Origin of the sequence: Streptomyces sp. NPDC097981 (assembly GCF_040302565.1) — a bacterium.
Taxonomy (GTDB): Bacteria; Actinomycetota; Actinomycetes; order Streptomycetales; family Streptomycetaceae; genus Streptomyces.
Genome location: NZ_JBEORW010000004.1, coordinates 202,766 through 220,409 on the forward strand (window position 1 = coordinate 202,766; position 17,644 = coordinate 220,409).

At 72.4% G+C, this 17,644-nt stretch carries 19 protein-coding genes; 13 read left to right on the top strand and 6 right to left on the bottom strand.

Going from position 1 to position 17,644, the window contains the following annotated elements; translation table 11 throughout:
- Positions 1 to 174: 174 nt before the first annotated feature.
- Together ABTY04_RS05745 and ABTY04_RS05750 are read left to right on the top strand one after the other, a co-directional pair.
- Entirely contained in the window at positions 175 to 1,059 is an 885-nt protein-coding gene (locus ABTY04_RS05745; protein ID WP_352212046.1) for a helix-turn-helix domain-containing protein, read from the top strand.
- Between the two features lie 12 nt (positions 1,060 to 1,071).
- On the top strand, positions 1,072 to 1,293 hold the full coding sequence (locus tag ABTY04_RS05750; RefSeq protein ID WP_352212047.1) for a DUF397 domain-containing protein: 222 nt from the start codon (positions 1,072 to 1,074) through the stop codon (positions 1,291 to 1,293).
- A gap of 4 nt (positions 1,294 to 1,297) precedes the next feature.
- Here ABTY04_RS05750 and ABTY04_RS05755 read toward each other — a convergent pair whose 3' ends face one another.
- Positions 1,298 to 2,470 (bottom strand): 8-amino-7-oxononanoate synthase, encoded by a 1,173-nt coding sequence (locus tag ABTY04_RS05755; RefSeq protein WP_352212048.1) that lies wholly within the window; start codon positions 2,468 to 2,470, stop codon positions 1,298 to 1,300.
- Positions 2,471 to 2,628: 158 nt separating this feature from the next.
- On the opposite strand from ABTY04_RS05755, the gene bioB reads away from it, so the two are divergent.
- Genes bioB through bioD form a run of 3 tightly spaced genes read left to right on the top strand, consistent with a single transcriptional unit; the run spans position 2,629 to position 5,900 of the window.
- Positions 2,629 to 3,873: a biotin synthase BioB gene (bioB, locus tag ABTY04_RS05760; RefSeq protein WP_352212049.1), complete on the top strand. Its 1,245-nt coding sequence runs from the start codon at positions 2,629 to 2,631 to the stop codon at positions 3,871 to 3,873.
- Positions 3,866 to 5,179 carry an adenosylmethionine--8-amino-7-oxononanoate transaminase gene (locus tag ABTY04_RS05765; RefSeq protein ID WP_352212050.1) on the top strand — a complete coding sequence of 438 codons (1,314 nt, stop codon included), beginning with the start codon at positions 3,866 to 3,868 and terminating at the stop codon, positions 5,177 to 5,179. The genes bioB and ABTY04_RS05765 overlap by 8 nt, the downstream gene beginning before the upstream one ends.
- A gap of 1 nt (position 5,180) precedes the next feature.
- Positions 5,181 to 5,900, top strand: coding sequence for a dethiobiotin synthase (gene bioD, locus ABTY04_RS05770; protein ID WP_352212051.1), 720 nt, complete (start codon positions 5,181 to 5,183; stop codon positions 5,898 to 5,900).
- Positions 5,901 to 6,050: 150 nt separating this feature from the next.
- Here bioD and ABTY04_RS05775 read toward each other — a convergent pair whose 3' ends face one another.
- A complete protein-coding gene (locus ABTY04_RS05775) occupies positions 6,051 to 6,686 on the bottom strand; it encodes a hypothetical protein (RefSeq protein ID WP_352212052.1) in 636 nt (211 codons plus the stop codon).
- 252 nt (positions 6,687 to 6,938) lie between these two features.
- Here ABTY04_RS05775 and ABTY04_RS05780 point away from each other — a divergent pair, with 252 nt between their 5' ends.
- Positions 6,939 to 7,610: a class I SAM-dependent methyltransferase gene (locus ABTY04_RS05780; RefSeq protein WP_352212053.1), complete on the top strand. Its 672-nt coding sequence runs from the start codon at positions 6,939 to 6,941 to the stop codon at positions 7,608 to 7,610.
- Positions 7,611 to 7,623: 13 nt separating this feature from the next.
- On the opposite strand, the gene ABTY04_RS05785 is transcribed toward ABTY04_RS05780, so the two are convergent.
- Positions 7,624 to 8,049, bottom strand: coding sequence for a GNAT family N-acetyltransferase (locus tag ABTY04_RS05785; RefSeq protein ID WP_352212054.1), 426 nt, complete (start codon positions 8,047 to 8,049; stop codon positions 7,624 to 7,626).
- 195 nt (positions 8,050 to 8,244) lie between these two features.
- Here ABTY04_RS05785 and ABTY04_RS05790 point away from each other — a divergent pair, with 195 nt between their 5' ends.
- The 5 genes from ABTY04_RS05790 (at position 8,245) to mug (ending at position 13,518) form a co-directional block, all read left to right on the top strand.
- On the top strand, positions 8,245 to 9,585 hold the full coding sequence (locus tag ABTY04_RS05790; protein ID WP_352212055.1) for a hemolysin family protein: 1,341 nt from the start codon (positions 8,245 to 8,247) through the stop codon (positions 9,583 to 9,585).
- Complete coding sequence (locus ABTY04_RS05795; protein WP_352212056.1) at positions 9,582 to 10,607, top strand: hemolysin family protein; 1,026 nt, start codon at positions 9,582 to 9,584, stop codon at positions 10,605 to 10,607. The genes ABTY04_RS05790 and ABTY04_RS05795 overlap by 4 nt, the downstream gene beginning before the upstream one ends.
- Before the next feature lie 69 nt (positions 10,608 to 10,676).
- Positions 10,677 to 11,468: an SGNH/GDSL hydrolase family protein gene (locus ABTY04_RS05800; RefSeq protein WP_352212057.1), complete on the top strand. Its 792-nt coding sequence runs from the start codon at positions 10,677 to 10,679 to the stop codon at positions 11,466 to 11,468.
- Positions 11,469 to 11,539: 71 nt separating this feature from the next.
- On the top strand, positions 11,540 to 12,973 hold the full coding sequence (gene purB, locus ABTY04_RS05805; RefSeq protein ID WP_352212058.1) for an adenylosuccinate lyase: 1,434 nt from the start codon (positions 11,540 to 11,542) through the stop codon (positions 12,971 to 12,973).
- The gene (mug, locus tag ABTY04_RS05810) at positions 12,970 to 13,518 is read left to right on the top strand and encodes a G/U mismatch-specific DNA glycosylase (protein WP_352212159.1); all 549 of its coding nucleotides are present in this window, start codon (positions 12,970 to 12,972) and stop codon (positions 13,516 to 13,518) included. Before purB ends, mug begins: the two co-directional genes overlap by 4 nt.
- On the opposite strand, the gene ABTY04_RS05815 is transcribed toward mug, so the two are convergent.
- The 3 genes from ABTY04_RS05815 to ABTY04_RS05825 are packed head-to-tail and all read right to left on the bottom strand — an operon-like array spanning position 13,515 to position 15,680.
- Positions 13,515 to 13,949 carry a hypothetical protein gene (locus ABTY04_RS05815; protein WP_352212059.1) on the bottom strand — a complete coding sequence of 145 codons (435 nt, stop codon included), beginning with the start codon at positions 13,947 to 13,949 and terminating at the stop codon, positions 13,515 to 13,517. The genes mug and ABTY04_RS05815 overlap by 4 nt on opposite strands.
- 40 nt (positions 13,950 to 13,989) lie before the next feature.
- Positions 13,990 to 14,739 (bottom strand): ABC-2 transporter permease family protein, encoded by a 750-nt coding sequence (locus tag ABTY04_RS05820; protein ID WP_352212060.1) that lies wholly within the window; start codon positions 14,737 to 14,739, stop codon positions 13,990 to 13,992.
- Between the two features lie 29 nt (positions 14,740 to 14,768).
- A complete protein-coding gene (locus ABTY04_RS05825; RefSeq protein WP_352212061.1) occupies positions 14,769 to 15,680 on the bottom strand; it encodes an ABC transporter ATP-binding protein in 912 nt (303 codons plus the stop codon).
- Positions 15,681 to 15,788: 108 nt separating this feature from the next.
- Here ABTY04_RS05825 and ABTY04_RS05830 point away from each other — a divergent pair, with 108 nt between their 5' ends.
- Complete coding sequence (locus ABTY04_RS05830; RefSeq protein ID WP_352212062.1) at positions 15,789 to 16,964, top strand: sensor histidine kinase; 1,176 nt, start codon at positions 15,789 to 15,791, stop codon at positions 16,962 to 16,964.
- Positions 16,965 to 16,968: 4 nt separating this feature from the next.
- Positions 16,969 to 17,619, top strand: coding sequence for a response regulator (locus ABTY04_RS05835; protein WP_352212063.1), 651 nt, complete (start codon positions 16,969 to 16,971; stop codon positions 17,617 to 17,619).
- The last annotated feature ends 25 nt before the right edge of the window (positions 17,620 to 17,644 follow it).

Consider the following 17,644-nt stretch of genomic DNA (forward strand, 5'->3'; position numbering starts at 1 on the left):
GGGCGAACCGCCCCGGATCTGTGCTGGACGCCAGAGTGCCACCCATCGTCCCGTCGGCGCTGCCGTTCCCCCAAGGTATGCATATATCTGTCGCTCAATGCGGTGAACTCTGCTACGGAAGAGCGTATTTGGACGGCAGACTGGTGCGAGCTGTGCCGGTGGAAGGAGGCGGGTATGCAGCACGGTCCCTCGGTGCGCCGGCGCAAGCTCGGCGAGGAACTGCGCGCCCTGCGCGACCGGACCGGACTCACCAGTGGCGAGGCGGCCCGGATCGCAGGATGGCACCAGTCGAAAATCAGCCGCATCGAGACGGGCCGCAGTGGCGTGAAACTGGAGGACATCCGCCGCCTCCTCGACGTCTACGCAGAGGTCGTCAGCCCCGAGCAACGAGCCCTGCTGGAGGCCCTGTCGGCCTCGGCGGCGGGCCCCGGGCCGGGCGGCGACACCGGGCGCGGCCGCCAGTGGTGGCACGACTACCGGGGCCTGCTCCCGCAGGAGTACCGGGATTTCATCAGCCTGGAGGCGGGCGCCCGCTCCGCCCGTACGGTCGAACTCTCCGTGGTACCGGGCCTGTTGCAGACCCCGGAGTACGCGCGGGCCGTGACCCGGGCGGCGCTCGGCGGGCTGCCGGAGCCCAAGGTCGACGCGCTGGTCGACGTACGGCTGGCCCGGCAGTCGGTACTGCGGGCGGATCCGCCGCTGGAGCTGAGCGCCATACTGGACGAGGCGGTGCTGCGGCGGCAGATCGGCGGCCCCGGGGTGATGGCGGCGCAATTGCGGCATCTGGTGCAGGTGGCACGGTTGCCCCAGGTGCGCTTGCAGGTACTGCCGTTCAGCGTGGGGGGCCATCTCGGCCTGACCGGACCGTTCGTCATTTTCTCATTTCCGAACATCGCCGATCTGGATGTGGTGGTACTCGACCATTTGACGAGTAGCCTCTATCTGGAGCGGAAGGAAGACCTTGAGGCGTACAGCGCCGCATTCCGCACCATCCAGGCGCACGCCCTCCCGCCCCAGGACTCGTCGGATCTCATCAGCTCACTCGCTGACGACGCGTAAGGAGGCACCCCCGTGTCCGCAACCCCCCTCTCCATCAGCGGACTTCTGATCAGCGCGCGGTGGCGGCGGAGCAGCCGCAGCACCGGAATGAACAACTGCGTGGAAGCGGCCGTCCTCGGCGGCGGCCTGCTGGCCGTCCGCGACTCCAAGCGGACGGACGGCCCGGCCGTGCTCTTCACCGGGCCGGCCTGGGACGGCTTCCTCGCATCCGTACGGGCGGACGTGCTCGCGTGACGCCCTAGCGGTCCGTGGCTCCGGCCGGGGCGGTTCCCAGGATCGTCTCGACGGCCCGGTCGATCTCGTCCCCCGTGAGATCGGCCCGTGCGGTCAGCCGCAGCCGGGAGATGCCGTCCGGCACCGACGGCGGACGGAAGCATCCCACGGACAGACCTGCCTCGCGGCAGTCGGCGGCCCAGCGCAGTGCCGCCGAAGCCGACGGGGCCCGTACCGACACCACGGCCGCGTCCGGCCGGGCCGCGGTCAGGCCGGACGCGGTGAGCCGCCCGTACAGTCGGTCGGCCACCTCGCGGGCCCGGCCGGCGCGCTCCGGTTCCCGCCGGAGCAGGCGCAGGCTCGCCAGCGCCGCACCCGCGGCGGCCGGCGCCAGCCCGGTGTCGAAGATGAAGGTCCGGGCCGTGTTGACCAGGTGCCGGATCACCTTGGCCGGACCGAGCACGGCTCCGCCCTGGCTGCCCAGGGACTTCGAGAGCGTGAGAGTGGCGACCACACCGGGCGCGCCCCCGAGTCCGGCGGCGTGCAGGGCTCCCCGGCCGCCCTCACCCAGCACGCCCAGGCCGTGGGCGTCGTCCACGACCAGGGCCGCGCCCTCCTCCCGGCAGGCGGCCGCGTACGCGGCGAGCGGGGCGGCGTCCCCGTCCACGGAGAACACCGAGTCGCTGACCAGCAGCGCCCGGCCCTCGTGCGTGGCGAGCGTCTTGCGTGCGGCCTCCGGGTCGGAGTGCGGGACCACGGCGATCTCGGCGCGGGAGAGCCGACAGCCGTCGACGATCGAGGCGTGGTTGCCGGCGTCGGAGACGACGAGGGTGCCCCGGTCGCTGAGCGCGGTGACCGCCGCCAGGTTCGCGGCGTACCCGGAGGACAGGACGAGCGCGGCCTCGAAGCCGCAGAAGGCCGCGAGCTCCCGTTCCAGCTCGGCATGGAGCTCGGTCGTACCGGTCACCAGGCGTGACCCAGTGGCCCCGGCTCCCCACCGCTCGGCCGCCTCACGCGCGCCGCGCACGGTCTCGGGGTGCCGGGACAGGCCGAGGTAGTCGTTGCTCGCGAGGTCCAGCAGCGGCGAGCAGGCCGGGCGGGGGCGCAGTGTCCGGATGAGTCCGGCCTGCTCCCGGGCCCGCTCCGCGTCATCGATCCAGGCGAACACGTCTTCGGGCTCGGGGCTGTGCTGGGGCATCGGCGGGTCCTCGTGTTTTGTCGGCTGTCCACAGGCGCGTGCCTGACCCTAATAGCCGTCACCTGAGTGCCAGGTGTGGCGATCCACACACTCCGTTCCGGCCATGTTGTGCGATCTCTCCTTGGCCGGGAGTGGTGGTGTGGTCCAGGATCGGCCTCATGGACCTGCTGAACACCCTGGTGGACAAGGGGCTGCGGCGCGAGCTGCCGACCCGCGAAGAGGCACTCGCCGTATTGGCGACCTCTGACGACGAACTGCTCGACGTGGTGGCTGCGGCCGGCAAGGTGCGCCGCCAGTGGTTCGGGCGTCGGGTCAAGCTGAACTACCTGGTCAACCTGAAGTCCGGGCTCTGCCCGGAAGACTGCTCCTACTGCTCCCAGCGGCTGGGATCGAAGGCGGAGATCCTCAAATACACGTGGCTCAAGCCGGAGGAGGCCTCCCAGGCCGCCGCGGCCGGTGTCGCGGGCGGCGCGAAGCGCGTGTGCCTGGTGGCCAGCGGACGCGGCCCGACGGACCGCGACGTGGAGCGGGTCGGCAAGACGATCGAGGCGATCAAGGAGCAGAACGAGGGCGTCGAGGTCTGCGCGTGCCTCGGCCTGCTCTCGGACGGCCAGGCCGAGCGCCTGAAGGACGCGGGCGCCGACGCCTACAACCACAACCTCAACACCTCCGAGGCCACGTACGGCCAGATCACCAAGACCCACACCTACGCGGACCGGGTCGACACGGTGCAAAAGGCGCACGCCGCGGGCCTGTCCGCCTGCTCCGGCCTCATCGCGGGCATGGGTGAGAGCGACGAGGACCTGGTCGACGTCGTCTACTCGCTGCGCGAGCTGGACCCGGACTCGGTACCGGTCAACTTCCTGATCCCGTTCGAGGGCACCCCGCTGGCCAAGGAGTGGAACCTCACCCCGCAGCGCTGCCTCCGGATCCTGGCGATGGTGCGGTTCGTCTGCCCCGACATCGAGGTCCGGCTCGCCGGCGGGCGCGAGGTGCACCTGCGCACCATGCAGCCGCTGGCGCTCCAGCTGGTGAACTCGATCTTCCTCGGCGACTACCTCACCAGCGAGGGCCAGGCCGGCCAGGCCGACCTCGACATGATCGCGGACGCCGGTTTCGAGGTGGAGGGCGCCGGTACGACTACCCTCCCAGCCCACCGGGCGGACGCGGCGGCCGCAGCTGCCGCGGCCCACGGGCCGTGCGGTTCCTCGGCGGCGGAGGCGGGCTGCGGCTCGGCGTGCGGCGGCTGCTCGGGCCACGAGCACGAGGCCGTCCCGGCACAGGCGGCGGCCCAGGCGGCCCAGGCTCCCGCGGCGGCTCAGGCGCCGGCGGGCGAGGTCCGCTCGGACCTGGTGGCAGTCCGCCGCCGGGGCGCGGGAACGGATCTCGCCCCCAATGCCTGACCAGCACCACTCGCTGCCGGCCGCGGAACTGCTCGCGCTGGACCGGCAGCACGTCTGGCACCCGTACGGCCCGATGCCCGGGCGGCAGGAGCCGCTGGTGATCTCCTCCGCCTCGGGCGTCCGGCTGCGGCTGGCCGAGCCCTCCCAGGGGCAGGACGAGCTGGTCGACGGCATGTCCTCCTGGTGGTCGGCGATCCACGGGTACAACCACCCGGTGCTGAACGAGGCCGTGACCGGCCAGCTCGGCCGGATGTCGCACGTGATGTTCGGCGGGCTCACCCACGAGCCCGCCGTCCGGCTGGCCGCCCGGCTGGTCGAGATCACCCCGCGCGGCCTGGAGCACGTCTTCCTCGCGGACTCGGGCTCGGTCTCGGTCGAGGTCGCGGTGAAGATGTGCCTCCAGTACTGGCGCTCCATCGGCCGGTCCGGCAAGACCAGGCTGCTGACCTGGCGCGGCGGCTACCACGGCGACACGTGGACGCCGATGGGCGTGTGCGACCCCGAGGGCGGCATGCACGAGCTCTGGTCGGGGATCCTCCCGCGCCAGCTCTTCGCCGACGTCCCGCCGGGCGGCTTCGACGCACCCGTGGACCCCGCGTACGTCGAGCACCTGCGCTCCCTGGTCCGCGCGCACGCGGACGAGCTGGCCGCGGTGATCGTGGAACCGGTGGTCCAGGGCGCGGGCGGCATGCGCTTCCACAACCCCGGCTACCTGCGGGTGCTGCGCGAACTGTGCGACCAGTACGACGTCCTCCTCATCCTGGACGAGATCGCGACGGGCTTCGGCCGCACCGGCGCCCTGTTCGCGGCGGACCACGCCGGGATCACGCCGGACGTGATGTGCCTGGGCAAGTCCCTGACGGGCGGCTACCTCACCCTGGCGGCGACCCTCTGCACGGAGCGGGTGGCGGCCGGGATCTCCCGGGGCGAGGTCCCGGTCCTCGCCCACGGGCCGACGTTCATGGGCAACCCGCTGGCCACAGCCGTCGCGTTGGCGTCGATCGACCTGCTCCTCGGCCAGGACTGGCAGCGCGAGATCAAGCGCATCGAGGCAGGGCTCCTGGAGGGCCTGGCCCCGGCGCAGGGCCTGCCCGGTGTCCGGGACGTACGGGTACTGGGCGCGATCGGGGTGGTCCAGCTGACCCGCCAGGTCGACATGGCCGCGGCCACCCGGGCGGCCGTCCGGGAGGGCGTGTGGCTGCGCCCGTTCCGGGACCTCCTCTACACGATGCCGCCGTTCGTCACGGGCGACGCCGACGTGGCGCGCATCTGCCGTGCGGTCTGCGCTGCGGCGGCGGAGGGCTGACATGACGGTACTCATGGTCTCGGGCACGGGCACCGAGATCGGCAAGACGGTGGTCACCTCGGCGATCGCGGCGTCCGCGGTGGCGTCGGGCCGCTCGGTGGCGATCCTCAAGCCGGCCCAAACCGGCATGGAACCCGGCGTTCCGGGGGATGCGGCGGAAGCGGTCCGCCTGGCCGGTCCCACGGTCACGGCGGTGGAACTGGCCCGCTACCCGGAGCCGTTGGCCCCGGACACGGCGGCCCGCCGCGCGGGCCTGCCCACCGTCTCGCCGGCGGCCGTCGCGGAGGCGGCGAGCCGGCTCGCCCGCTCCCACGACCTGGTCCTGGTGGAGGGTGCGGGCGGCCTCCTGGTCCGCTTCGACGAGGCGGGCCACACCCTGGCCGATGCGGCCCGCCTCCTCGACGCCCCGGTCCTGGTGGTCGCCCCGGCGGCCCTCGGCACCCTCAACTCCACGACCCTGACGGCCGAGGCCCTGCGGGCACGGGGGCTGGAGTCGCCGGGCGTGGTCATCGGCAGCTGGCCCGCCGAGCCGGACCTGGCCTGCCGCTGCAACCTGGCGGACCTCCCGGCGTCCTCGGGGCTCCCCTTGCTGGGCGCCGTCCCGGAGGCCTCGGGATCCCTGTCCCCGGAGTCCTTCCGCACGGCAGCACCCACCTGGCTGTCCCCCGAGCTCTCGGGCACGTGGTCCCCCGAGTCGTTCCTGACGGCCTGGCAGCCCTGAGCCCGGACCGGGCCCCCGGCCCGGCGATGCCACACCCGGCCGAGCCGGGGGCACCTCCGGGTACGGCCGGTTGGCCGCACCGCAGGGGCCGGGCCTCCCGCTCGGTGGCGCCGCGGGCAGACCCTGCCGGGCTGCCCGCGGCGCCCCGGCTCAGTGCCCGCCGCGAGGCTCGCGGCAGCCGCCCTCCATGTAGACCCCGTGCGCCTGCACCGACACCGGCGGGGTCAGACGGCCCGTCACACACGGCCCGCTCTCCGGGATCGACAGCACGAAGGAGAGATTGCCCGGGCCGGATCCGTACACGTCCCCGGGCTCGACCTTGTACCCCATTCCGGTCAGGAGCCGGCTGAGCTCCTCCGTCGACTGCGGTGCGGCCTTCCCGCCGGAGCCGCCCAGAGCCGCCTTGATCCGCGCGGCGTGCGCGTCCCCCCGGCACTGGCTCCCGGGAGTGAGCGTGGCCTGCTTCTTGTATCCGTGGTTCTCCGCGTACTTGCGCGCCTCGGGATCCGTGGGCAGGTCGTCCGGCGTGTCCGGCCCGGCCGTGGCCGCACCCCCCTTGCCCGCGCACAGGGCTGCCACCTCCGGGAAGAGCTTGTCGTGGCGGGCCACGGCGGCCGCCGCCAGGGCAGCGTAGTCCGGGGTCGAGGAGGGAGCCGGAGCCGGGGTCAAGGGCGGGGCCGGGGACGGGGCCGCGCCGCTCCCCGGCACCGTGGTGCCGCAGCCGGTCAGTGCGAGCAGACCTGCGGCGAACAGCACGGCACCGGCCGGGGTGATACGGGATGTCACTGGCTCTCCACTTTCCCTGGGCGGTCCCCGCCGGGCGGGGCGAATCCTGCGATCTTCCGATTGTCGTAGCACCAGGGCCCCGGGTTCCTGAGTGCGCGTACTCAACCGGCCTGCGGCGCCGGGCAGTCCCGCTGTGCACTGCGGCACCGGCCCGCTCGGCCCGCCCCGGCTGCGCCGGTTTTGCGGGGCGCCCGGGCGGGGAACAGCCCGGCAGGGCAACCGCACCCGCCGCCACCCGCCCGGAGGCCCGACATGCCCACGCCACACCTTGACCCGGACTCGGTCAACCACCCGCTCTTCGCCCGGTTCTACGCCCGGTTCAGCGCCGCCGCCGACACCCGCGGCGGCGTCCTGCCCCTGCGCCGCGAGCTCCTGCACGGGGTCTCCGGCCGGGTCATCGAGATCGGCGCCGGCAACGGCCTCAACTTCGCCCACTACCCCCGCGCCGTCTCCGAAGTCGTCGCCGTCGAACCCGAACGGAGACTGCGCCGGCTCGCGGCGGAGGCCGCCGTCCGCGCCGAGGTCCCCGTCGACGTCGTGCCGGGCGTCGCCGAGGCCCTGCCGGTCAAGAGCGAGGCCTTCGACGTCGCCGTCGCCTCGCTCGTGCTGTGCACCGTGCGGGACCTGCCCCGCTCGCTCGCGGAGCTCCACCGGGTGCTCCGCCCCGACGCCGAGCTCCGCTTCTTCGAGCACGGCCGCGCACCCACCGCCGGCATGGCCGCCGTCCAGCGGACGCTGGACCGGACCGTCTGGCCCCGCCTCTTCGGCGGGTGCCACACCTCCCGGGACCCGGCCGCCGCGATCGAGGCCGCCGGCTTCCGGATCGTCTCGTACCGCACCTTCCGGCTGCCGGAGCGCGGGCCGGCGTTCCCCACCTCGTACTGCGTGATCGGCTCGGCCCGGCGCGGGCCCGCCCAGGCCTAGCCCAGGCCGCCTCTCAGCCGCCCAGCGGCTTGACCCAGCGCGTCCAGTGGTCCTCCGGGTGGTACCCGGCCGCCTCCCACGCTCCGTGCGCCCGCTCGTTGCGGTCCAGCACCATCGCGTCCGCGCGCCGTCCGCCGAGCGCCATGAACCGTTCCTCAGCGGCGGCCAGCAGTGCCGACCCGATGCCCTGCCTGCGGTGCGACGGGTGCACCGCGAGCCGGTAGAGGTGGCAGCGCCAGCCGTCGAAGCCGGCGATCACGGTGCCGACCAGCTCGCCGTCGCGCCGGGCGAGCAGCAGGGCTTCCGGATCGCGGGCGTGGAGCTGCTCGACCCCGGCGAGGTCGTCGCTGATACTCGTTCCCTCGGCAGCGGTCTTCCAGAAGTCGAGCACGGCGGAGAGATCGGCGGCCGGCGCCGGACCGATATGAAGATCACTCATCTCGGGATCCCATCATCCGGGTGCGCTCCACCAAAAGAATGATCCTCCCCCTTTGCTCATCCTTTACTATTGTGGACAGTAGTCGACCGACTCGAACGAAAGGTGTGAGCGTCCGCCCATGGGCGAGCCCCCCAGTACCCGACATCGCGCGATACCCCTCCTCCTGGCTGATCATGGGACGGAGGTGACCGACCGATGACCGAAGTGCTCCTGCTCGTCGTGGCGCTGCTGCTCTGCCTTGCCTGCGGAGCATTCGTCGCGGCCGAGTTCTCGCTGACCACCGTCGAGCGCAGCGAGCTCGAACAGGCCGTGGAGCGCGGCGAGCGCGGGGCGGAGAGCGCCCTCGCGGCCGTCCGCAGCCTGACGTTCCAGCTCTCCGGCGCCCAGCTTGGCATCACCGTGACCGGCCTGGTCATCGGCATGATCTCCAAGCCCTCGATCGCCACCCTGCTCCAGGGACCCTTCGAGGCGATGGGACTGTCGGCCGCAGCCGCCTCCTCCACCGCCCTGGTCCTGGGCACCGTGCTCTCGACCGTCGTCCTGATGGTCGTCGGCGAACTGGTACCCAAGAACTGGGCGATCTCGTCCCCGCTGGCCATCGCCAAGCGGGTGGCCACCATGCAGCGGGTCTTCAGCCGCGCCTTCCGGCCCTTCATCAGCCATCTGAACAGCACGGCGAACCACATGGTCCGCCGGTTCGGCATGGAGCCGACGGAGGAGCTGACCTCGGCGCGCACCCCGCAGGAGCTGGTGGCGCTGGCCCGGCACTCCGCCAAGGCCGGGGCGCTGGAGAAGGACACCGCCGAACTGTTCGTACGGACCCTGAACCTCGCCGACCTGACCGCGGAGAACGTCATGACCCCGCGGGTCCAGGTCACCGCCCTCGATGTGCAGACCACCGCCGAGGACGTGGCGAACGCGACGCTCGCGACCGGGCTCTCGCGCTTCCCGGTCTACCGCGGCAGCCTCGACACCGTCGTCGGCACCGTCCACGTCAAGGACGTGCTCGCACTGCCCGCCGGGGAGCGCCACCGCCGCCCCGTCTCCCAGCTGCTGCGCGAACCGCTGCTGGTACCGGAGTCGCTGACCGTGGACCGGCTGCTGGACCTGCTGTCCGGCCGCCAGACCATGGCCGTGGTGATCGACGAGTACGGCGGCACGGCCGGCGTGGTCACCCTGGAGGACATCGTCGAGGAGGTCGTCGGCGAGGTGCGCGACGAGCACGACCCGCACGAGACGTCGGACCTGGCGCCGGCCGGGACGGACGCCTCCGGGCGCCGCCTGTACTCCGCCGACGGCGCCGCGCGCACCGACCAGCTGGAACGGATCGGACTGCGCGTGCCGGACGGCCCGTACGAGACCCTCGCAGGGCTGATAGCGACCGAGCTGGGCCGGATCCCGGCCGTCGGCGACAGCCTGGAGCTGGGCGGCTGGCGGCTCGACGTGGTGGACGCCGGCGGCCGGCGGGCGGCGCGGGTGCTGCTGCACGCGCCCGTCGAGCCTTCGCAGGACCAGGGTGGGGAGGGAGCCCGATGACGGCGCTCCAACTGCTGATCGGCCTGGCGACCCTGGCCGTCAACGCCTTCTTCGTCGGCGCGGAGTTCGCACTGATCTCCGTACGGCGCAGCCAGATCGAGCCGTACGCCGAGCAGGGCGACCGGCGTGCCCGCGCCGTGCTCTGGGCCCTGGAGCACCTCTCGGCGCTGATGGCGGCCGCGCAGCTGGGCATCACGCTGTGCACCCTGGTCCTCGGTGTGGTGGCCGAGCCGGCCATCGCACACCTGCTGACCCCGCTGTTCGACCTCTTCGGGGTGCCCTCCGGGCTGACGCACGCCATCTCGTTCGTGGTGGCGCTGACGCTGGCGACGTACCTGCACATGCTCTTCGGCGAGATGCTGCCGAAGAACGTGGCGCTGTCCGAGCCGGTGCGCACCGCGCTGCTGCTGGGTCCGCCGCTGGTGACCCTGACCCGGGCGCTGAAGCCGGTGATCTTCGCGATCAACGCCTTCGCCAACCTGCTGCTGCGGATGCTGCGGGTGGAGGTGAAGGACGAGGTCGCGGCGACCTTCACGGACGACGAGCTGGCGCGGATCGTGAAGGACTCCAGCGCGGCGGGGCTGATCGACGACCGGGCGAGCGAGCGGCTGTACGACGCCCTGGAGCTGGGCCGGCGGCCGGTCACCGATGTGGTGCTGCCGCTCGACCGGGTCGTCGTGGCCCGGGAGGGCATCTCGCCGACGGGTCTGGAGCGGCTGTCGGCCGAGTCCGGGTACTCGCGCTTCCCGGTGATCGACGCCCAGGCGGGGATCCTCGGGTACCTGCACGTCAAGGACGCCCTGGACACGGAGGGACCGGAGCGGGACCAGCCGTTCCCGGTGACCGCGCTGCGTCCGATCGCCCAGGTACGGGCGGAGACCCCGCTGGACGACGTGCTGACCGCGATGCGGCGCAGCCGGACGCACCTGGCGGCGGTGCTCGGCTCGGGCGGGGTGATGACGGGGCTGGTCACGATGGAGGACGTGCTGCGCGAGCTGTTCGGCAGGCCGGCTTCGGCCTGACGCGGCTGCCGCCGGAGCGGTGCCCCGCCCCTGCGGGGCAGGGGTACCGCGCGGTAGCATCGCTCCGCCATGGAGATGAATGCGCGTTACACCAGTTTCGTCGCGGTCGGCGACTCCTTCACGGAGGGCATGTCCGACCTGCAGCCCGACGGCTCCTACCGCGGCTGGGCCGATCTGCTGGCCGCCCGCCTCGCGGCGCGCGAGCCCGGCTTCCGTTACGCGAACCTCGCGGTGCGCGGGAAGCTGATCGGGCAGATCGCCGAGGACCAGGCCCCGGTCGCGGCGACGATGGGCGCCGACGTGGTGACGCTGGTCGGCGGCCTGAACGACGCCCTGCGGCCGAAGGTCGACATGGGCCGGGTGCGCGGGCACCTGGAAGAGGCCGTGGTACTGCTGGCGCCCACCTGCAAGACGCTGGTCCTGATGCGCTCGCCGGGGCGCAACGGGCCGGTGATGGACCGCTTCCGTCCGCGTATGGAGGAGCTCTTCGTCATCATCGAGGGGCTGGCCGCCCGGCACGGGGCCCTGGTGGTGGACCTGTACGGGGCCGCCGTGCTCGCCGACCCCCGCATGTGGGACGCGGACCGGCTGCATCTGACGGCCGAGGGCCACCGCCGGGTGGCGGAGGCGGTCTGGCAGACGCTGGGTCTGCCGCCCGAGCAGGACTGGCGCGCCGGACTCCCGCCCGCGGTGGCGCCGGGCTGGGCCGTGCGCCGCTCCCAGGACCTGAGCTTCGCGCGGCAGCACCTGCTGCCGTGGGTCGGCCGCCGGCTGACCGGCCGCTCCTCCGGGGACGGCCGCCCTGCCAAGCGCCCGGAGCTGCTGCCGTACGAGGCCGCTGCGACCGAGCGGCTCTCGTAGCAAGGCACAATCCGAGGCGGGGTCCCTACCTGCGTAAACGCACAGCGGCGGCACAAGTAGAATCCCTACACGTGACAGCCAAGCCCCGCATCCCCAATGTCCTGGCCGGCCGCTACGCCTCCGCGGAGCTCGCCGTCCTGTGGTCCCCCGAGTACAAGGTGACGCTGGAGCGGCGGCTGTGGCTCGCCGTGCTCCGCGCCCAGAAGGACCTCGGCATCGACGTCCCCGACGCCGCCCTCGCCGACTACGAGCGCGTCCTGGAGACGGTCGACCTCGCCTCCATCGCCGAGCGCGAGAAGGTCACCCGGCACGACGTGAAGGCCCGCATCGAGGAGTTCAACGACCTCGCCGGCCACGAGCACGTCCACAAGGGCATGACCAGCCGCGACCTCACCGAGAACGTCGAGCAGCTGCAGATCCGGCTCTCTCTGGAGCTGGCCCGCGACCGTACCGTCGCCGTCCTCGCCCGCCTCGGCAAGCTGGCCGGCGAGCACGCGGAGCTGGTCATGGCCGGCCGCTCCCACAACGTCGCCGCGCAGGCAACGACCCTGGGCAAGCGCTTCGCCACCGCGGCCGACGAGCTGCTGGTCGCCTACGACCGCCTGGAGGACCTGCTCGGCCGCTACCCGCTGCGCGGGATCAAGGGCCCGGTCGGCACCGCCCAGGACATGCTCGACCTGCTGGGCGGCGACGCCGCCAAGCTGGCCGACCTGGAGCAGCGGATCGCCGCCCACCTCGGCTTCGCCCAGGCCTTCACCTCCGTCGGCCAGGTCTACCCGCGCTCGCTCGACTACGACGTGGTCACCGCCCTGGTGCAGCTGGCGGCCGCCCCCTCGTCGATCGCGAAGACGATCCGCCTGATGGCCGGCCACGAGCTGGTCACCGAGGGCTTCAAGCCCGGTCAGGTCGGCTCCTCCGCGATGCCGCACAAGATGAACACCCGCTCCTGCGAGCGCGTCAACGGCCTGATGGTCATCCTGCGTGGCTACGCCTCGATGACCGGCGAACTGGCCGGCGACCAGTGGAACGAGGGCGACGTCTCCTGCTCCGTGGTCCGCCGGGTGGCCCTGCCCGACGCGTTCTTCGCGTTCGACGGCCTGCTGGAGACCTTCCTGACGGTCCTCGACGAGTTCGGCGCCTTCCCGGCGGTCGTGGCCCGCGAGCTGGACCGCTACCTGCCGTTCCTCGCGACCACCAAGGTCCTGATGGGCGCGGTGCGGGCCGGTGTCGGCCGCGAGGCCGCCCACGAGGTCATCAAGGAGCACGCGGTGGCCTCCGCGCTCGCCATGCGCGAGCAGGGCGCCGAGCGGAACGAGCTGCTGGACAAGCTGGCCGCCGACGAGCGGATGCCGCTGGACCGGGCCCAGCTCGACGCCCTGATGGCCGACAAGCTGTCCTTCACGGGCGCCGCCGGTGACCAGGTCTCGGCGGTGGTCTCCCGTATCGAGGCGATCGCCAAGCAGCACCCGGAGGCCGCCGGGTACACGCCGGGGTCGATCCTCTGACCCCCGAAGAGCTGAGCGCCGCCCGTGACCGCGTCCTCCCGGACGTGGTCACGGGCGGTCTGCGTGTGCTGTTCTGCGGAATCAACCCGGGTCTCCTCTCCGCCGCGACGGGCCATCACTTCGCCCGCCCCGGCAACCGTTTCTGGCCCGTCCTGCACCTGTCCGGCTTCACCCCGCGCCGCCTGGACCCCGCGGAGCAGGAGGAGCTGCTGGCCTACCGGCTCGGCATCACCAATGTCGTCGCCCGAGCCACGGCCCGGGCCGACGAGCTGAGCACCGAGGAGTTGCGCGAGGGGGGCCGCATCCTGACCGCCAAGGTGGAACGGCTGCGCCCGCAGTGGCTGGCGGTCGTCGGGGTCACCGCGTACCGCACGGCCTTCGGCGAGCGGAAGGCCCTGATCGGCCCCCAGGACCGGACCATCGGCTCCACCCGCATCTGGGCGCTCCCCAATCCCAGCGGTCTCAACGCCCACTGGACCGCGGAGTCCATGGCCCAGGAGTACGCCCGCCTCCGCGCGGCCGCCGAGTCGACCCCCGAAACCTAGGGCGGGTCGATCACGGTCACCGCGGCCATCAGCTGCGGCGAGTGGTCGGCCCCCCACCGGGCCTCGTAGACGGCGACCCAGCGGTCCCCGGCCCGCCAGAGGTGCAGGTGGTCGCTGGTGTCGGCGATCTCCTGCCACGGCTGCGCCACCTCCCCGTCCTCCGTCCGCAGCTTCAGGCTGTCGAGCGTGAACCGGTCGGGCTCCCCCCAACGCTCCTCCAGCCGCTGAGCGAGGGCCTCGAACTCAGCAGCCACCTGGTCCTCGTGCTCCAGGCGCTCGGCCGCGTCCTCGTCCCCGTACCACCGGCTTCCGCCCAGCTCCGCGAGGTGGTAGCCAGGGCCGCTGGTGCCCACTTCGGACCTGCCCCGGACGTCGGGGAAATCACGCGTCCGGAGCCGGTCGATCGTGTCGAGATGCTCTGCCGTGGTCATGCCGTCAGTATCCCGGGGACCACTGACAACTGGCTCGGCATCACGCGTCCCGCCGGCGCACGGCCAGCCAGCCGCCGGTCACCGCGGCCAGCGCCCACAGCGCCAGCACCCCGAGGCCGCTCCAGGGACCGAGCCGGCCGGTGGAGTCCAGGTGCATCACGAGCTGCCCGGCCTGGTCCGGCAGGAACTCGGCGACACCGCCGGCGGCCTGGCCGATGATGAACGGAGCCATGACGACGAAGGGTATGAGCACGCTCAGGACGACCGCCGCACTGCGCAGCACCGCTGTCAGTCCGGCCGCGAACAGGGCCATGAGCGTGAGGTACACACCGCTGCCGAAGACGGCGCGGAGGGTGCCCGGATCCCCCAGCGAGAGGGCGTACCGGCCCATCAGCGCCTGGCCCAGGACGAAGGTGAGGAGTCCGGTGACCTGGCCCACCAGGAAGGCGAGCGCGCCCACCATGGCGATCTTCGACAGATAGAAGCGGGTACGGTTCGGCACCGCGGTCAGCGTGGTACGCAGGGCGCCGTTGTGGAACTCGGCAGACAGCGCGCTCGCCCCGAGGGCGAAGGCTGCTATCTGGCCGAAGCTGATGCCGTAGAAGGCTCCGAGAAGCGGGTCTTCTGCCATGCTGCCCGCCTCGGCCTGGCCTACCGTGGCGGCCGCCAGGGCCTGTATCCCGGCGGTGGCCACGAGCATGGCGATCAGTGCTCCGAATGTGCCGCGAAGGGACCGTATCTTGATCCATTCCGAGTGCAGGACGGGGACGGTGGGCAGAGCAGCGCTCATGGCGAAGCCTCCTTGAATCTTGGGGAAAGTCAGTGGGTGGCGGCGAACTGGGCGTGGTCGGCGGTGAGGTCGAGGTAGGCCTGCTCCAGTGAGGCGCGTTCGTCGGAGAGTTCCAGCACGGGGATGCCCTCACGGGCGGCCATGCCGCCGAGCTGCTCCGCCCGTATGCCCTCCACGGTCCAGCGCCCGTCATCGGCGCTCGCCATCTCGAAGCCGTCCCGGGCCAGGGCCGCCTGCAGCCGGACCGGGTCGGAGGTGCGCAGACGCACCTTCGGGGTGCTGCGGGCGTCGATGAACTCCTCCATGGAGGAGTCGGCCAGCAGCTTGCCCTGCCCGAGCACGACCAGGTGGTCGGCGAGCGCCGCGGTCTCGGACATCAGGTGGCTGGAGACGAGCACCGTGCGCCCCTCCGCGGCGAGACCCTGCATCAGCTCGCGGATCCAGATGATGCCTTCGGGATCAAGCCCGTTTGTCGGCTCGTCCAGCAACAGCACCTCGGGGTCTCCCAGCAGCGCGGCCGCTATGCCGAGGCGCTGGCGCATGCCGAGCGAGAAGGTCTTGATCCGCCGCCTGGCCGCCGATGCTATCCCCGCCTGCTCCAGTACCTCTTCGACCCGGCGCAGCGGGATGCGGTTGGCCGCGGCGAGGAAGCGGAGGTGGTCCCGGGCGGTGCGCCCGCCGTGGGCCGCCTGGGCGTCCAGGAGTGCGCCGACCCGGTGGAGCGGCTCGGGGAAGTCGGTGAACCGCGCCCCGCCGATCGTGGCCGTCCCGGAGGTGACCCGGTCCAGGCCCAGCAGCAGGCGCATCGTCGTGGACTTGCCGGCGCCGTTGGGGCCCAGGAATCCGGTGACCCGCCCCGGCAGGACATCGAAGGTGAGGCGGTCCACGGCCCGGGTCCGGCCGTATTCCTTGGTCAGTTCTCGGATCTCGATGCTGTTCATGGCTCAAGACTCGCCGCCCGCCCCACCCCCTTCCCTCCCCCATGCGAGGGTGCCGTCTCCCCCACGTGGGGGAGACGCATCGTCGCCGGTCACTGCCACGATGGGGGCATGTACCGACTGCTCCGTGCCCCGCTCCAACCGGTGACCTACTCACGCTGGTTGCACCTGTGTGTGCCCGTGCTGCTGCTCGCCCTGTGGATGTTCATAGAGCCGGCATGGCCGTGGATGCCGTTGGTCATCGTCATACCGTTCGGCCTGGTGCCGTGGGTGCGGCTGGCCGAGGGGCTGCAGGCGCAGTTCCTTCTCACGCCGCACGACCACGGAAACCCCGACAGCACCATCAGCGCTGCCCCGTCGGCACGGTGGGGCGACCGGTGGCGGACACTGCTGTGGCTGGAGATACGGCTGGTCATCGCGCTCGCCGCCATGTTCGCGACCCTGTGGCTGCCGGAAATGACTGTCGAACTGATCGCGGCGGCGATCGGGCACCCGCTCGACTCGGGCCCCATGCTGCCCTTCCTTCCGCCGCGTTGGGCCGCCGCACTGCTCGTTCCGGTGCCGTTGGCCCTTCTCATCGTCATAGTGGTGCTGCTGGGCGAGCTGGTTACCGCGGTCGCGCGCCGGTTGCTGGGGCCTTCGGCAGCCGAGCGGCTCACCGCCCTGGAGGCACGCACCGAGCAGTTGTTGGAGCGCACCCGCATCGCGCGGGAGCTGCACGACTCGATCGGGCACGCCCTGACGGTGGCCGTGGTGCAGGCGGGGGCGGCGCGAGCCGCCGGCAACCCGGAGTTCACCGACCGGGCGCTGAACGCGATCGAGGAGACGGGCCGGGCCGCGCTGGAGGACCTGGAACGGGTCCTGCTGGTCCTGCGGGAATCGGCGCAGCCCGTCTCGCAGCGGCCGACGCTGGCGGAAGCCGACCGGCTGCTGGAGTCGGCCCGGGCCTCGGGGTCGCATGTGGACGCCCAACTGAGCGGGCCGTTGGAACAGTTGCCGGGACCCGTCACCCGGGAGGGCTACCGGATCCTGCAGGAGGCGCTCACGAACGTGCTGCGGCACTGCGGTCCGGTTCCGGTCCGGGTCCAGGTGGAGATGGCCGTCGGCCGGCTGGACATCGAGGTCACGAACCCGTTGCCGGAGGGGCCCACCCTCATGGCCGGCGGCGGGAGCGGACTGCGCGGGATGCGGGAGCGGGCCGCGCTGCTCGGCGGGGAGGCCGAGACCGGGCCGTTCGAGGGCAGTTGGAGAGTGCGCGCACGGCTTCCGCTGGAGCGAATACGCTGACCGGATGCCGGTTACCGTTCTGCTCGTCGATGACGAACCCCTGGTACGCGCTGGTCTGCGTGCCGTCCTTGATGCACAGCCCGACATCGAGGTGGTGGGCGAGGCGGCCGACGGCGCCTCCGTCGTCCCGCTCGTCCGGCAGCTGAGGCCCGACGTGGTCGCCATGGACGTGCGGATGCCGTTGCTGGACGGGATCGAGGCGACGCGGGCCGTGCTGCGGACCGTGGACTCGCCACCGAAGATCCTCGTCGTGACCACGTTCGAGAACGACGAGTACGTGTACCAGGCCCTGCGGGCCGGGGCGGACGGGTTCCTGCTGAAGCGGGCCCGCCCCTCCGAGATCGTCCATGCGGTACGGCTGGTCGCGGAGGGCGACACGCTGCTGTTCCCGGCGGCCGTGCGGGCCCTGGCCGCGGAGTACGGGAACCGGCAGGCGCGATCGGTGCTGGAACGAGCCGCGCTGACCGAGCGGGAGGAGGCGGTGCTGCGGCTGATGGCCAGAGGTCTGACGAACGTCGAGATCGCCCGCGAGCTGATCGTCGGCACGGAGACGGTCAAGTCCCACGTGAGCGCAATTCTGGGCAAGCTGGGGGCACGCGACCGGACCCAGGCCGTGATCACGGCGTACGAGTCGGGATTCGTCGCCCCCGCGTGAGGGGAGCGGCCGGTTCCGGCCGATG

Excerpts from the sequence above, each read along its gene's own strand:
- ABTY04_RS05745 (WP_352212046.1), top strand. The coding sequence starts at position 175 with ATGCAGCACGGTCCCTCGGTGCGCCGGCGCAAGCTCGGCGAGGAACTG.
- ABTY04_RS05755 (WP_352212048.1), bottom strand. The coding sequence starts at position 2,470 with ATGCCCCAGCACAGCCCCGAGCCCGAAGACGTGTTCGCCTGGATCGAT.
- bioB (WP_352212049.1), top strand. The coding sequence starts at position 2,629 with ATGGACCTGCTGAACACCCTGGTGGACAAGGGGCTGCGGCGCGAGCTG.
- ABTY04_RS05765 (WP_352212050.1), top strand. The coding sequence starts at position 3,866 with ATGCCTGACCAGCACCACTCGCTGCCGGCCGCGGAACTGCTCGCGCTG.
- bioD (WP_352212051.1), top strand. The coding sequence starts at position 5,181 with ATGACGGTACTCATGGTCTCGGGCACGGGCACCGAGATCGGCAAGACG.
- ABTY04_RS05780 (WP_352212053.1), top strand. The coding sequence starts at position 6,939 with ATGCCCACGCCACACCTTGACCCGGACTCGGTCAACCACCCGCTCTTC.
- ABTY04_RS05785 (WP_352212054.1), bottom strand. The coding sequence starts at position 8,049 with ATGAGTGATCTTCATATCGGTCCGGCGCCGGCCGCCGATCTCTCCGCC.
- ABTY04_RS05790 (WP_352212055.1), top strand. The coding sequence starts at position 8,245 with ATGACCGAAGTGCTCCTGCTCGTCGTGGCGCTGCTGCTCTGCCTTGCC.
- ABTY04_RS05795 (WP_352212056.1), top strand. The coding sequence starts at position 9,582 with ATGACGGCGCTCCAACTGCTGATCGGCCTGGCGACCCTGGCCGTCAAC.
- ABTY04_RS05800 (WP_352212057.1), top strand. The coding sequence starts at position 10,677 with ATGGAGATGAATGCGCGTTACACCAGTTTCGTCGCGGTCGGCGACTCC.
- ABTY04_RS05815 (WP_352212059.1), bottom strand. The coding sequence starts at position 13,949 with ATGACCACGGCAGAGCATCTCGACACGATCGACCGGCTCCGGACGCGT.
- ABTY04_RS05820 (WP_352212060.1), bottom strand. The coding sequence starts at position 14,739 with ATGAGCGCTGCTCTGCCCACCGTCCCCGTCCTGCACTCGGAATGGATC.
- ABTY04_RS05825 (WP_352212061.1), bottom strand. The coding sequence starts at position 15,680 with ATGAACAGCATCGAGATCCGAGAACTGACCAAGGAATACGGCCGGACC.
- ABTY04_RS05830 (WP_352212062.1), top strand. The coding sequence starts at position 15,789 with ATGTACCGACTGCTCCGTGCCCCGCTCCAACCGGTGACCTACTCACGC.
- ABTY04_RS05835 (WP_352212063.1), top strand. The coding sequence starts at position 16,969 with ATGCCGGTTACCGTTCTGCTCGTCGATGACGAACCCCTGGTACGCGCT.